14 protein-coding genes are annotated in these 14,346 nt (G+C 63.1%); 7 read left to right on the top strand and 7 right to left on the bottom strand.

Going from position 1 to position 14,346, the window contains the following annotated elements:
* Positions 1-63: 63 nt before the first annotated feature.
* The 6 genes from CHU94_RS02615 to mnmG form a co-directional block, all read right to left on the bottom strand.
* Entirely contained in the window at positions 64-849 is a 786-nt protein-coding gene (locus CHU94_RS02615; RefSeq protein WP_094476474.1) for a ParA family protein, read from the bottom strand.
* Between the two features lie 20 nt (positions 850-869).
* Positions 870-1,484 carry a LysE family transporter gene (locus tag CHU94_RS02620; RefSeq protein ID WP_094476476.1) on the bottom strand — a complete coding sequence of 205 codons (615 nt, stop codon included), beginning with the start codon at positions 1,482-1,484 and terminating at the stop codon, positions 870-872.
* Between the two features lie 374 nt (positions 1,485-1,858).
* Complete coding sequence (rsmG, locus tag CHU94_RS02625) at positions 1,859-2,542, bottom strand: 16S rRNA (guanine(527)-N(7))-methyltransferase RsmG (protein ID WP_255033772.1); 684 nt, start codon at positions 2,540-2,542, stop codon at positions 1,859-1,861.
* Positions 2,529-3,092: a DUF4124 domain-containing protein gene (locus CHU94_RS02630; RefSeq protein ID WP_176451903.1), complete on the bottom strand. Its 564-nt coding sequence runs from the start codon at positions 3,090-3,092 to the stop codon at positions 2,529-2,531. The genes rsmG and CHU94_RS02630 overlap by 14 nt, the downstream gene beginning before the upstream one ends.
* Before the next feature lie 5 nt (positions 3,093-3,097).
* Complete coding sequence (locus tag CHU94_RS02635) at positions 3,098-3,754, bottom strand: hypothetical protein (RefSeq protein ID WP_094476480.1); 657 nt, start codon at positions 3,752-3,754, stop codon at positions 3,098-3,100.
* A gap of 33 nt (positions 3,755-3,787) precedes the next feature.
* Entirely contained in the window at positions 3,788-5,836 is a 2,049-nt protein-coding gene (gene mnmG, locus CHU94_RS02640; protein ID WP_094476482.1) for a tRNA uridine-5-carboxymethylaminomethyl(34) synthesis enzyme MnmG, read from the bottom strand.
* A 408-nt stretch (positions 5,837-6,244) separates the two neighbouring features.
* Here mnmG and CHU94_RS02645 point away from each other — a divergent pair, with 408 nt between their 5' ends.
* On the top strand, positions 6,245-6,829 hold the full coding sequence (locus tag CHU94_RS02645) for an NADPH-dependent FMN reductase (RefSeq protein WP_094476484.1): 585 nt from the start codon (positions 6,245-6,247) through the stop codon (positions 6,827-6,829).
* Between the two features lie 84 nt (positions 6,830-6,913).
* On the opposite strand, the gene CHU94_RS02650 is transcribed toward CHU94_RS02645, so the two are convergent.
* Positions 6,914-8,368 carry an aldehyde dehydrogenase gene (locus tag CHU94_RS02650; RefSeq protein ID WP_094476486.1) on the bottom strand — a complete coding sequence of 485 codons (1,455 nt, stop codon included), beginning with the start codon at positions 8,366-8,368 and terminating at the stop codon, positions 6,914-6,916.
* 166 nt (positions 8,369-8,534) lie between these two features.
* Between CHU94_RS02650 and CHU94_RS02655 the strand changes: the two genes are divergently transcribed.
* The 6 genes from CHU94_RS02655 to CHU94_RS02680 all read left to right on the top strand — a co-directional run bounded on the left by CHU94_RS02655 (position 8,535) and on the right by CHU94_RS02680 (position 14,293).
* Positions 8,535-9,521 carry a helix-turn-helix domain-containing protein gene (locus CHU94_RS02655; RefSeq protein ID WP_094476488.1) on the top strand — a complete coding sequence of 329 codons (987 nt, stop codon included), beginning with the start codon at positions 8,535-8,537 and terminating at the stop codon, positions 9,519-9,521.
* A 140-nt stretch (positions 9,522-9,661) separates the two neighbouring features.
* Entirely contained in the window at positions 9,662-10,417 is a 756-nt protein-coding gene (locus CHU94_RS02660; protein WP_094476490.1) for a class II aldolase/adducin family protein, read from the top strand.
* Between the two features lie 5 nt (positions 10,418-10,422).
* Positions 10,423-12,048: a GMC family oxidoreductase gene (locus tag CHU94_RS02665; RefSeq protein WP_094476492.1), complete on the top strand. Its 1,626-nt coding sequence runs from the start codon at positions 10,423-10,425 to the stop codon at positions 12,046-12,048.
* A 73-nt stretch (positions 12,049-12,121) separates the two neighbouring features.
* Complete coding sequence (gstA, locus tag CHU94_RS02670; protein ID WP_094476494.1) at positions 12,122-12,730, top strand: glutathione transferase GstA; 609 nt, start codon at positions 12,122-12,124, stop codon at positions 12,728-12,730.
* 314 nt (positions 12,731-13,044) lie between these two features.
* Positions 13,045-13,518 (top strand): Lrp/AsnC family transcriptional regulator, encoded by a 474-nt coding sequence (locus tag CHU94_RS02675; protein WP_094476496.1) that lies wholly within the window; start codon positions 13,045-13,047, stop codon positions 13,516-13,518.
* 10 nt (positions 13,519-13,528) lie between these two features.
* A complete protein-coding gene (locus CHU94_RS02680; protein ID WP_094476498.1) occupies positions 13,529-14,293 on the top strand; it encodes an NRDE family protein in 765 nt (254 codons plus the stop codon).
* Positions 14,294-14,346 lie beyond the last annotated feature (53 nt).

A 14,346-nucleotide genomic window follows, 5' to 3' on the forward strand; every position in this document is an offset into this window, starting at 1 on the left:
CTATGAATTCAGGAGCTGTTTGCGCAATATTGACGGGCTCTAGAGGCCAAAATGGCATCAAACCTACATGGTCTTGATGCGCTCCACCATCTCTTCGGCAAAGGTCACAAAAGCCTGCGCGCCCTTGGAAGCAGGATCGAACACCACGCCGGGCACGCCGTAGCTGGGCGCTTCGGCCAAGCGCACATTGCGCGGGATCACGGTGTTGAACACCTTATCGCCAAAGTGCGCCTTGAGCTGGTCGCTGACCTGCTGTTGCAACGTGATGCGCGGGTCGAACATGACGCGTAGCAGACCGATGATCTGCAGGTCGTCGTTGAGGTTGGCCTTTACCTGTTTGATGGTGTTAACCAGATCGGTGAGCCCTTCGAGCGCGAAGTACTCGCACTGCATGGGCACGATGACGCCATGCGCGCAGCACAGGCCGTTCAAGGTCAACATGCTCAGGCTGGGCGGGCAGTCGATCAGTACAAAGTCGTACTCGGCATCGACCACGGCCAGCGCCTGCTTGAGGCGCTTTTCGCGGCGCTCCACTTCCACCAACTCCACCTCGGCACCGGCCAGCTCGCGGTTGGCACCCAGGATGTCGTAACCACAGCCGCCCTCAATGAGCTTCTCGCTCTTGGCGCGTGCCTCGGCCACCGAAGCAGATTCGAGCAGCACGTCGTAAATGGTGAGTTCCAACTTGCGCTTGTCCACGCCCGAACCCATGGTGGCATTGCCCTGCGGGTCCAAGTCAATCATCAGCACGCGCTGGCCTACCTTGGCCAGACCGGCCGCCAGGTTGACGGTGGTGGTGGTCTTGCCAACGCCACCCTTTTGGTTGGCAACACAAAAAATCTTGGCCATCGAGAATTACCTTTGCCGTCTTATTTGGAAATGGCCAGCTTGATGCCAAAGCCGATGAGGAAGAGACCCGCCACCTTTTCGAGCACGCGGCCGATGGCAGGATTGGCCCGCATGCGCTCGGCCAGAAAGTGGGTGAGCAGCGTGGCGCCCAGGCCGTACAGAAAGGTGAGGAAGGCAATGGTGGCGGCCATGAAGCCATAGGTCACCAAGCCTTGGCCGCTGGCTCGGTCCACAAACAACGGGAAGAAGGCCATGTAGAACAAGATGGCCTTGGGGTTGAGCAGTGTGATGAGCAGCGCTTGGCGCAGGTATTGGCCAGCGCGGATGTTGAGCACGGGCGCTGCGCCGGGTTTCGCAGTGAGCATCTTGAAACCCAGCCAAGCCAGGTAGGCAGCACCGGCCCACTGCACGGCGTGGAAAGCTTCGGGGTAAGCAGCCAAGAGCGCCGCCACACCGGCCACGGCCGACCACATGAGCACCTGGTCACCCAGGATGACACCCAGCGTGGCAGCCAGTCCGCCCTTGATTCCGCCCTTGCTGGTGGACGTCACCAGCGCCAGATTGCCCGGGCCGGGGATGGCCAGGAACACGATGATGGTGATGACAAAAGTGCCGTAATCGGTGACGCCGAGCATGGGGATTTTCTTTCGGGGGAAGGGGTGAGTTTACGTTGGAAAACTCTGGGGGCTCTTTGGGCTATTCGGGGTGTTGTTCTGGGGTCATTTCTCGGAGGGTTTTGGGCTGAACTCACTGCGCGACAGGGGAGCGCCCCGCCGTTCGTGTCCCCCGGGCCTGCGGCCCTCCTCCTTGACCTCACTTTGGGGCGCACCCCTGCCACGCAGCTACGACGAGCGAGTGGGTTCACCACCGCGGGCGAGCCCACACCACCTCCGCAGGCTGGGTAGTGCTTGGCGTTTTGCGTAGGTAAAGGAGGAGGCCGAAGGCCGGGGGACACGAAGCAAAACGCCAAGCACTACCCAGCACCCCAAACACAGCAGAGAGAAAGGTCTTAGCCCGCCACCCTCTTGCGCATCCACACAATGCACCGCTCCGCATCCAACCCCGGCACGGACAACTGTTCCACGTGAAACACCTCCACGGACGTTGCCAACGCAGCCATCTCCTCCGCCGGGTGCTTGCCCTTCATCCCCATCCAGACGCCCCGCCCCGCCAGCGCCTTCTCCGACCAGGTCGTGAAATCCACCAGCGATGCAAACGCCCGGGAGCTCACCACGTCATACGGCTCGGTCAAACTCTCCACGCGTGCATGGATGCCACGCAGGTTTGGCAACTTCAGCGTCACCGCCACCTGCTGAATGAAAGCCGCCTTCTTGGCCACCGTGTCCACACAGTGCACCGTGATGTGCGGGCAACAAATGGCAATGACGATGCCCGGCAGCCCGGCACCCGAACCCACATCCAGCAAGCGCGGCGTATCGCCGCAAATGCCCTGCTCCTTCAATACCGCCAGCTGTTTTTGCAGTGGCGCAATCACCGCCAGACTGTCCAGCAGGTGGTGCGTCAGCATCTCGTCGGGGTCGCGCACGGCGGTCAGGTTGTAGACCTTGGTCCACTTGCTAATGAGCGCCAGGTACTCCAGCAACGCAGTGACTTGGGCATCGTCCAGTGCCAAGCCCAAGGCAGGCAGGGACTGGGCCAACACCTCGCGGTGGTTCAGCTTAGGGGCAGGCAAGGGACACCTCGTTCTGTAGTTTTGCGTAATCCATCTTTTCCTTGTCCGTCATTCTGGAGAGCCGGGCGCGGCTCTTGTCGACCAACTGCCGCAACTGCTTGCAGTTCGCCAAGTCCAATACCTTACCCTGCTCGGCTTTCCATACCTTCGCAAATTCGGTCATGCAGCGCTGCTGAAACTCGGTCAACAGCCGCTTGGAGTCTGCCAGCTCTGCAGTGGAGTCGTGGCGCAATGTCGCACCCAGCTGCTCGCCAATATCCCGGCACTCGGGAGACATGCCTGCCGAAATGCGCCGGTTCAGTGCCTTTTGCTTCGCGTCGTGCGCTGCACTGGCAAGGCTGGGCTCAGGAGCCTGATCCGCAGACACAGCAGGTTTGCCTGTTGACTTGGGAATGCCCGGCACGGAAAAACTTGTCTGACCGGCCGCACACGCATGGTCGCTAAACACCACCTTGCCGTCTGCTCCCTTGCACTTGAAAACCTCGGCCCGCGCCGTGGCAGCCAGCGCCAGCAGCCCAACGACAAACACAGCATTGCGAACACCCCGCATGCCCATCAGTCCCAGCAGTTGGCCGTCTGGCCTTGTGAATGCACCCAATAGCGGTTGTTGCCACCAATGCCTGCACCCAGCCGGCCCTGCAGGGCCCAGACCTCACCGCGCGCTTCGTGGTCGTAATGCTGGTCGTCCAGGTAATTGCCCCCATCAGCAAACGTAGCCATGCGCCAGCCCGGGCCCAGCTCACGTTCGCACATGACGTTGGCCTTCATCTCGGAGTCGAGCGTAGCACCCATCACAGCCTGGGTCGCACCCAGTTCACCGCGCGTCCAGCCACCACCACTCAGCCCACCGGGTCGGGGCAAATCACCCTTTTTGATGCACAGCACCGGCAGCACGATGCGGCAGCTGGTGTCGCCCACATTGGGGTTGCAAGCTCCTTTGTAGGGGCGCTCCAAGTCAGTATCACCGGCTTCACAAACCATATTGGCCACGTCTTTGGGGTCGTTCTCTTCCAGCGGGGCCAGGCCAAAGGTCAGTCCATACCCAATGGGTTTGTTGCCCGCGGGCTCTGGCACATTGGCGGCAGGGACCAATGGCGCACCGGATGGCGCCACCGCCACCGGAGGCGTTTTGGGGGCGGTACATTTTTTGAGCATCAAGGGGATCACCAGAATCCCCAGCAATGTCAGCACCAGCACAATCACACGCGGCATGCGCACCCTCCCCTTGTTATGAAGCGGGCTAGTTTACGCCGCCACTTTTTCGGCGAAACCGCGGAAGTTGCCTTTTTTCAGGTGGATGAGCAGCAGCGAAATAGTGGCCGGTGTGATGCCCGACAGGCGCGAAGCCTGGCCCAAGGTTTCGGGCCGGTACTTGTTCAGGCGCTGGCGTGCCTCGATGCTCAGGGCGCTGACCTGCATGTAGTCCAGCTCGGCCGGCAGACGCAGGTTCTCGTAGTGGGCGGCGCGCTCCACTTCGTCCTTCTGGCGGTCGATGTAGCCAGAGTACTTGGCGGCAATCTCGACCTGCTCCACCACGGCCGCCACAAAGGCAGCCTGCTCGGCAGACACGGCATCCGTTGTTTCACGTGAAACAGCGGGCAGCAAATCGCGGTTGGCGTACTTGCCGCCGTCCAGTGACATGAGGGATGCGTAGGCGATGTTGGGGCGGCGCAGCAGGTCGGCCAGGTTGTATTCGTGCTCGATGGACTTGCCAAGAACGCGCTCGGATTCCTCGGCAGCCAGGTTACGAGGATTCACCCAGATGGACTTGAGGCGTTCTGTTTCACGTGAAACCGCATCGCGCTTGCGGCAGAAAGCATCCCAGCGCGCGTTGTCTACCAGGCCCAGTTCGCGGCCCACTTCGGTCAGGCGGGCATCCGCATTGTCTTCCCGCAGCTGCAAGCGGAACTCCGCACGGCTGGTGAACATGCGGTAAGGCTCGGTCACACCCTTGGTAATCAGGTCGTCCACCAGCACACCCAAGTAGGCCTGGTCACGCCCAGGTAGCCAGGTGTCACCGTTGAAGCTGGCAGCACCCGCAGCACTGAGCGTCACATCGCCACCGCCCATGGCGCGTACCTGCAGCGCAGCGTTGATGCCAGCGAACAGGCCCTGGGCTGCCGCTTCTTCATACCCGGTGGTGCCGTTGATTTGCCCGGCAAAAAACAGGCCGCCAATCTGGCGCGTCTCGAAACTGCTCTTCAAGGAGCGTGGATCGAAGTAGTCGTACTCGATGGCGTAGCCCGGGCGCAGGATGTGCGCGTTCTCCAACCCGGCCATGCTGCGCACCAGGTCGTACTGCACGTCGAACGGCAAGCTGGTGGAAATGCCGTTCGGGTAGTACTCGTGCGTGGTCAGGCCTTCTGGCTCCAGAAAAATCTGGTGGCTGTCCTTGTCGGCAAAGCGGTTGATCTTGTCTTCCACGCTCGGGCAGTAGCGCGGGCCCACACCCTCGATCTTGCCGGTGAACATGGGGCTGCGGTCAAAGCCAGAGCGAATGATCTCGTGTGTGCGCTCGTTGGTATGGGTGATCCAGCATGGGATTTGTTGCGGGTGCATGGCCACATTGCCCATAAAGCTGGCCACGGGCATCACGTCACTCATGCCGCCGGGCACACCGTCGCCAGGCTGCTCGATGCACTTGGAAAAGTCGATGCTGCGCCCGTCAATGCGCGGTGGCGTGCCGGTCTTCAGCCGTCCTTGCGGCAGCTTGAGTTCCTTGAGGCGGGCGCTCAAGCTTTGTGCCGGTGGGTCCCCCGCCCGGCCGGCCGCGTAGTTGTTCAGGCCCACATGGATCTTGCCGTCCAGGAAGGTGCCAGCCGTCAGCACCACGGTCTTGGCGCGGAACTGGATGCCCACCTGGGTCACGGCCCCCACCACACGCGCACCGGCCCCATCGCCTTCCACCATCAGGTCGTCCACTGCTTGTTGGAACAGCGAGAGATTGGGCTGGTTTTCCAGCATGCGGCGGATGGCCGCCTTGTACAGCACGCGGTCGGCTTGGGCGCGGGTGGCGCGCACGGCCGGGCCCTTGCTGCTATTGAGAATGCGGAACTGGATGCCAGATTCGTCAGTCGCCAGCGCCATGGCGCCGCCCAGCGCGTCCACTTCTTTCACCAAGTGGCCCTTGCCGATACCGCCGATGCTGGGGTTGCAGCTCATCTGGCCCAAAGTCTCGATGTTGTGGGACAGCAGCAATGTCTTGCAGCCCATGCGGGCAGCCGCCAACGCAGCCTCGGTTCCGGCATGGCCGCCGCCAACGACGATGACATCGAATTCTTGTGGGTAAAGCATGGTGTTCTGTTCGGGCGCACCTAGAGAGACAGGGGATGTGCGCCAAGTGAGGGGGAAGGGCATGATTTTACCGGGTGCCTGATTTTTTGGCACCTTATGGGCATTCGGTCATTGCTGGGCTGCATTACTTCTGGCTCCAGCGGGGCGGGTACTCTGCGCCGTTCGTGTCCCCCGGGCCGTGAGGGCCCTCCTCCTTGACCTCACTTTGCAGAGCACCCACCCCACTGGATCCACCACCGTGTTTGCGCTCGGAGCTTGCAATGACGTACGTCGAGCGGCAGGGATGGGGCGTGCGTTTTGCGCAGGTCAAGGAGGAGCCCGCAAAGCGGGCGGGGGACACNAAACGTGCGCCCCATCCCTGCTGCGGGCAAAGAACAAAAACAATAACCCGCGGCGACAATCAGGTCCATGACCAAACTCCTCATCTTCGCCGGCAGTACACGCCAACACTCCTTCAACCGCCGCCTCGCGCACGTAGCCGCCGCCCTGGCCCGTGAGGCGGGCGCCGAGGTGACCCACCTGGAGCTGAGCGACTTCGACATCCCGCTCTACAACGCCGACCTGGAAGCCAGCGGCACGCCGCCCGACGTGATCCGTCTCAAGGAAATCATGGACGCGCACCCCGCGTGGATCATCGTCTCGCCCGAGTACAACGGCAGCTACACCGGCCTGCTGAAGAACACGCTGGATTGGGCCAGCAGCCCCGTCAAAGGCCACCCGGTATGGGCAGACGGTGAAAAGCCGTTTGGCGGCAAAGTGGTGGGGCTGCTCAGTGCGTCGCCTGGTGCACTGGGAGGCTTGCGCTCGCTCAGCCATTTGCAGCCCCTGCTGCTCGCCCTGCACTGCTGGCTGGCGCCCAAGCAATTTGCGCTGGGCTCGGCCAACAAGGCCTTTGACGAACAGGGCCAGCTCATCGACGAGCGCCAGCGCCGCGGCGTGCAGGCCGTGGTGGACCAGGTGCTGTGGGCGGCGCCCCGTTTGGCTGCCAATTAAGTGCCAAACAGGGCCCCAGCCCCCGTGAGTATTGCGCCAGCAGCTATTATTTATATAGCAAACTGACGCGCCACCGCGCTTCACTCAGAACGGGTAGTGGCGCGGTATGGTCTGCAGGGTGATCCAGCGCAGCTCCGTGAACTCGGCCACACCGGCCTTGCCGCCAAAACGGCCCATGCCACTGCCCTTCACGCCGCCAAACGGCATCTGCGCTTCGTCGTGCACTGTGGGGCCGTTCACATGGCAGATGCCGGAGTCGATGCGGCGCGCCACGTTGAAGGCGCGCGCGATGTCAGCGCCAAACACCGCAGACGACAGGCCGTACTCGTTGTCATTGGCGCAAGCCACCGCTTCGTCCACGCCGTTCACCCGCACGACGCACTTCACCGGGCCAAAGGTTTCCTCGTGGTAGATGCGCATGGCAGGCGTCACGTGGTCCAGCACCGTGGCGGCCATCAGCGTGTTGCTGGCTTTGCCGCCGCACAGCAGCTTGGCGCCCTTGGCCAGCGCGTCGTCGATCAACGCATTGCAATGCTCCACGGTGTTCATGCCAATCACCGAACCCAGCACCACCGGGTCTGGCTTGCGCGGGTCGCCCACGGGCAGCGCGGCCGCTTTGGCGGCAAACTGCTTCACAAACGCGTCGGCAATTTTCTGGTCCACCACAATGCGCTCGGTCGACATGCAGATCTGACCGCTGTTGGCAAAACAGCCAAAGGCCGCGCCGTTCACGGCGTCCTCGATGACGGCATCGTCCAGGATCACCATGGGCGCCTTGCCACCCAGCTCCAGCACCACGGGCTTGAGGTATTTGGCGCAGGTCATCGCGATGATCTTGCCCACCTTGGTGGAGCCCGTGAAGTTGACACGGCGCACTGCCGGTTGCGCCACGATGGCCTCCACCACGGCGCCCGCATCGGCCGGGGCGTTGGTGATGTAGTTCACTACGCCGGGCGGGAAACCGGCATCTGCAAAGGCTTCCACAATCAGCTGGTGGGTGCGCGGGCAGTTCTCGCTGCCCTTGAAGATGACCGTGTTGCCGCAGGCCAGCGGCGTAGCAATGGCGCGCACACCCAGGATGATGGGCGCGTTCCACGGTGCAATGCCCAGCACCACACCGGCCGGCTGGCGCACCCCCATGGCCAGGCTGCCGGGCACGTCAGACGGAATCACCTCGCCGCTGATCTGCGTGGTCAGCGCCGCTGCCTCGCGGATCATGCCAGCGGCCAGGTGCACGTTAAAGCCGGCCCACATGCCGGTGCCGCCGGTTTCGGCACCTACGGCTTCAATGAACTGTGGTGTCTTGGCTTCCAGCGCATCGGCGGCCTTGAGTAACAGTGCGCGGCGCTCACCCGGGCCGGTCTGGCTCCAGGCCTTGAAGGCTTCGGCGGCTGCATCGGCGGCCATCACGGCATCGGCCACCGAGGCGGCGGGGGCTCGCGTAGCCACACTGCCGTCCAGCGGGTTACGCCGCTCAAAGGTGGCGCCCTTCTCTGCAGTGACTTTGAGGCCATTGATCAACATGGACAAATCGGACATGGGGTTCTCCTGCGGTGGTTCGGTCTTAAACCATCATCGTAGAAAGCCTGTTCCTACTACGCTGTGCTGAGCGTGCACAAACCACCCTGCCCTGCGTGCAAATCGGCTAGGGATAACCCTTGCGGCAGCAGCGCAACGGGCGCTGGCCGCCCATAATCGCACCACCATGCCCCAGCCCCACAGCGCCGCTCCCGCTCCGGGTCCGCAGATCCAAGCGCGGAGTACGGACCATTTCCGCCCTGCGGAGCGCGCGTCCGTCTGGCGCGACTGGGTATGGCAGCAATTCGATGGCCTCCAGTCCGACCTGTACGGCGACACCGAATTTGACGGCCACCTGCACACCGGCCAAGCCGGAGCGCTGCGCCTCACCCGCCTGGAGGCCAACCGCCACCGCGTGATCCGCACCATGGACATGGTGCGGGGCAGCGAAGAGGCTTACCTCAAAATCGTAGCCCCGCTGCGTGGACGCGCCAGCGTGGAACAGGGCGGCCGACAAGCCTGGGTCAGCCCCGGCAGCTGGACGGTTTACGACACCACCACCAGCTACCTGGTGGCCAACCCCGAGCGCGTGGAACACCTGGTCGTCATGATTCCCCGCGCCGAGCTGGCGGGCCAGGGGCTGCGCCTGGAGAACGTGATGGCGCGGCCCGTCAACGGCAACAGTGGCATTGGCCGCATAGCGCTGGGCACCATGCGCAGCACCTTGGAAGAACTGCCGCATATGAGCGCAGATGCGGCCCGCGGCGCAGGCGAGTTGGTGACCCAGCTGGTACGGCTGTCTCTCGTCGAACTGGCAGGCCAGCACACGCCACTAACGCAGCGCGAGGCGTTCAAAGACCGCATTCGCCAGCACGTGGCGCTGCATTTGCGCGACCCGGCACTGTCCGTGGACCAGATTGCCACCGCGCTCAACTGCAGCAAACGCCACCTATACAACGCCTTTGCCGACGAGCCGCACACGCTGGCTAGCTACATCCAGCACTTGCGACTGGATGCTTGCCTGCGCGAGCTGCAACAGGTGGGGCCGGGTGCGCGAGCCATCACCGACATCGCACTGCACTGGGGCTTCAACAACCCCTCGCACTTCAGCCGTGTGTTCCGTGAGCGCACCGGGCAAAGCCCCAGCGAGTTCCGCCTGGCCCGCCTGAACTGACGCGGGCGCTGCACTGGCCGCCGTTTTGGAGTACCCCCTCCATTTCGCCCTAGAGCTTTCCCTAAATTGCCCCCTGGACGACAGTTTCCGGCGTGCTCGGCGGTTAATGTGGCCACTCCCCCAACCGCAGGAGACACCGCATGGGAACACCGTCTGTGCAATCGCAGGTCAGCGCCGAAGAATGGAAGCTGCGCGTCGACCTGGCCGCCTGTTACCGCCTGGTCGCGCTGTATGGCTGGAGCGACCTGGTTTTCACCCACATCAGCGCACGCATCCCCGGGCCTGAGCACCACTTTCTCATCAATCCCTATGGGCTGATGTTTGACGAAATCACCGCCAGCAGCCTGGTCAAGGTGGACCAGCAGTGCAACAAACTCATCGACTCGCCTTACCCCGTGAACCCGGCGGGCTTTGTGATCCACAGCGCCGTGCACGAGGCACGCGAGAACGCGTGTTGCGTGCTGCACACCCATACCCGCGCTGGGGTAGCGGTGAGCGCGCAGAAGGCCGGCATTCTCCCCTTGAGTCAACAGTCCACTTTTGTGCTGGCCTCGCTGGCCTACCATGACTACGAAGGCGTCGCCTTCCGCGAAGAAGAGAAGCCGCGCCTGCAGGCCGACCTGGGCGAAGCCAACTTTCTGGTGCTGCGCAACCATGGCCTGCTGACCGTGGGCAAGACGATTGCCGATGCGTTTCTGAGCATGTACACCTTCGAGGCGACGTGTCAGATCCAGATTGGCGCACAGGCTGGCGGAGAACTGACCCATGTGCACCCGCAGATCGTGCACGGCGTGAGCGAAGCCATGCGGGTGCAAACCGGTGGACTGGGTGGCTCCTTTGTCTGGCCGGCCCTGATCCGCAAACTCAATCGCATCGACCCCAGTTACCAAGAGTGAGCCCCATGTCGTCCCAAACATTTGATTACATCGTTGTCGGCGGCGGTTCCGCCGGTTGTGTGGTGGCCAGCCGCCTGAGTGAGGACCCCGCCGTCTCGGTCTGCCTGTTGGAGGCTGGTGGCCAGGACAGCAGCGCCTTCATCCACGCGCCGCTGGGCTTTGCGGCTACGGCGCCACTGGGCATCTTCAACTGGAACTACGAGAGCGTTCCACAGCCCGGCCTGGGCGGGCGGCGCGGCTTTGCACCGCGTGGCAAGGTCATGGGTGGCAGCAGCTCGCTCAACGCCATGGTCTACACGCGCGGCAACCCCTACGACTACGACCGCTGGGCTGGCCTGGGCAATCCCGGCTGGAGCTACCGCGATGTGCTGCCCCTGTTCAAGCAGTCCGAAAACAACCAATGCGTGGGCGCCAACGAGTTCCGTGGTGTGAACGGCCCTCTGCATGTGAGCTACCTGCGCAGCCCCAGCCCTCTCAACCAAGCCTTTCTGGACGCCTGCGAAAGCCAGGGGTTGCCGCGCACCCCCGACTACAACGGCGCCCAGCAATGGGGCTGCGCACCCGCCCAGGTTACACAAAAGGACGGTGAACGCTGGAGCGCGGCCAAGGCCTACATCACCCCGCACCGCAACCGCCCCAATCTGACCATCATCACCCACGCCCATACCTGCAAAGTGCTGCTGGAAGGCGGCGACGGCGACCAACATGCCGTGGGTGTGCAATACCTGCACCAAGGACAGACCAAGGAAGTGCGCGCCCAGCGTGAGGTAGTGCTCAGCAGCGGCGCCTTTGGGTCGCCGCAGATTCTGATGCTCTCGGGCGTGGGCCCGGCGGAGCACCTGCGGGCCCACGGCATTCCGGTGCGCCATGTGTTGCCCGGCGTGGGCCAGAACCTGCAGGACCATGTGACCACGGTGCTGATCTACCGCACCCAGCAACAGGACGCGACCTTGGGCTTCTCGGCCAAGGGGGCACTCAACATGGTCAAGTCCGTCTTCGAATGGCGCAAGCAGCGCACCGGCTGGATCACCACCAACGTGGCCGAGTCCCAGGCCTTCATGAAAACCCGGCCCGATGTGGAAGCGCCAGACATCCAGCTCGCGTTTTGCACCGGCATCGTGGACGACCACACGCGCAAGGCCCACCTGGGCCACGGCTATACCCTGCATGTCACCCTCATGCGGCCCAAAAGCCGGGGCAGCGTGACATTGCAAAGTGCCAAGCCCACCGACGCACCGCTGATCGACCCCGCTTACCTGCAAGACCCGGACGATTTGGACACCCTGGTGCGTGGCACACAAATGGGCTTTGACATCATGCAAGCCCCGGCCCTGCAGGCTTGCCGAGGCCAGATGCTCTACCCCTTGGACCGCAACAACCCGGAACAGATCAAACAGTTTCTGCGCGACCATTCCGACACCGAGTACCACCCCATCGGCACTTGCAAAATGGGGCCGGCCAGCGACCCCCTGGCTGTGGTGGACGCAGAGCTGCGTGTACATGGCCTGCAGCGCCTGCGGGTGGTGGACGCATCCATCATGCCGGACCTGGTGACGGGCAACACCAACGCCCCCACCATCATGATTGCGGAGAAAGCCGCCAACATGATCCGCATGGCTGCACGGGCTTGACGCCCGCGGTAGCATGCGCGCTGGTTCCCGGCTGTGTGCCGGGGTGGTTCTCTCGCACTGCACAAGGATTCGCATGAAGCTTTACTACTCTCCCGGCGCCTGCTCGCTGTCGCCCCACATCGTGCTGCACGAGGCGGGCCTGGCCTACGAAGGCATCCTCACCCCGACCAAGACCCACAAGACGCCCGACGGCACCGATTTCTACACCATCAACCCGCTAGGCTACGTGCCATTTTTGGAGCTGGACGACGGCCGCACCCTGCACGAAGGCCCGGCCATCGTGCAATACCTAGCTGACCTGGTGCCCGAGAAGAAGCTGGCGCCTGCCAATGGCACGTTCGAACGCTACAAGCTGCAGGAGTGGCTGACCTTCATCGGCACAGAGCTGCACAAGAACTTCTCGCCCTTGTTCAACCCCAGCACCCCTGACGAGGTCAAAGCGGCCACCAAAACCCAGCTGCTGTCTCGCCTGGGTTGGGTCAACGGCGAACTGGCGGGCAAGGACTACCTGATGGGTGACACCTTCACAGTGGCCGATGCCTACCTCTTCACGGTCAGCAACTGGGCGCGCCTGGTGGGCGTGGATATCGCCGGCCTGACCAACCTGGGCAGCTACCGCGCCCGCGTCGGTGCGCGCCCCGCGGTCCTAGCCGCCATGCACGCCGAAGGCCTGCGTACCTGAACCCCGGCAGCGACCTGCCTAGGGCCCTGCGGGGCCCTTTTTTCTATGTTTTTAGTAGCTGTTAGCGCATATTTCACGCGGGCCAGAAGCCAAAAAGCCCCAGGTTTGGGTAGACCTGGGGCTGTGGGGTGCTGAAGCTGCCCTTGTGGGGCAGCCTGCGCGGCGTCGGGTAGGTAGACCGTGTTGCTGCTGGGCTGTGGGTAACAGAGGCCTCCAGTGTAGGCCGCCACCGCCGGCAGACGATTGCGTTGTTGCGCACATAGCCGCTTTATTTGGCATACTCTGCTAAAACTACCAACGATTCAGGCATCCATATGAAACTTGACCGCTACGACCAGCAAATTCTGGAAATCCTGCAGACCGACGGCCGCATCAACAACCAAGACCTGGCCGACCGCATCGGCCTCTCCCCTTCCCCCTGCTTGCGCCGGGTGCGCGCGCTGGAAGAATCAGGCCTGATCGTGGGTTACCGCGCCCTGCTGGACGCCAAAAAGCTGGGGCTCTCCCTGATGGCCATCGTGCACATCTCCATGGACCGCCACACGCCCGAGCGCTTTGCCAACTTCGAAGCGAGCGTGGGCGTGCTGCCCGAGGTGCTGGAATGCCTGCTCATCACCGGGCAGGATGCGGATTACCAAATCAAGGTGGCCGTGCGCGATATGGACCACTACCAAGCGCTGCTGCTCAACAAGCTCACCCGCATCGAGGGCGTGACCGGCGTGCACAGCAGCTTTGTGCTGCGCCGCGTGGTCGATCGGACGGCTCTTTCCGTCACCTCCACCCCCTGAGCGTCGGCCCATGTGCCTGATCGCCTGGAATTGGCAGCCCGGCAGCGCCACCCCGCTGCTGCTGATCGGCAACCGCGATGAGTTTTATACCCGTCCCGCGGAGCCCCTGCACCACTGGCCCGATGCGCACATTCTGGCCGGGCGCGATGTCCAGGCTGGTGGCACCTGGTTGGGGGTGGGCCCGGGTGGGCGCTTGGCCGCACTGACCAACTTTCGGAGCGGCTTTCCCACCAACCCAGATGCACCTTCGCGCGGTCAACTGGTCACCGATTTCCTGCAAAGCCCGCTGGATGCCGCCAGCTACCTGCGCAAGCTGCAAGCCCAAGCCAGCGTCTACAACCCCTTTAACCTGCTGGTGTTTGATGGCCAGACCTTGCTGGGCCTGGAGAGCCGTGGCGCCCGCATCGTCACGTTGTCAGCTGGCCTAGGCGCTGTCTCGAATGCCGACTTCAACACCCCTTGGCCCAAGCTGCGCCAGCTCCGCAACGGTCTGGCGAACTGTGTGACACGCGGTAAGACAGAGGACGAAGACCTGTGGCCTTTACTGCAATCACGCACCCTGGCACAGGATGAAGAATTGCCCCACACCGGGGTACCGCGGGACTTGGAGCGCGCACTCTCCCCCATATTCATTGCCACACCAGGCTACGGCACGCGGGCTTGCAGTGTGGTGCGGGTAGGTACACACAGCGTGCAGTTTGCCGAGCAGCGTTTTGGGGCAGATGGGGCCTTGGGCGGTACTTCCGTCCCGTTGGCCATGGCAGTGCTCCCTTGAATCTGGGCGCTTTCCCACCACCTACACACTTTCCACTTTGCCGCCGGCCCACT

The sequence above is a fragment of the Rhodoferax sp. TH121 genome (genome assembly GCF_002251855.1).
Classification (GTDB): Bacteria; Pseudomonadota; Gammaproteobacteria; order Burkholderiales; family Burkholderiaceae_C; genus Allorhodoferax.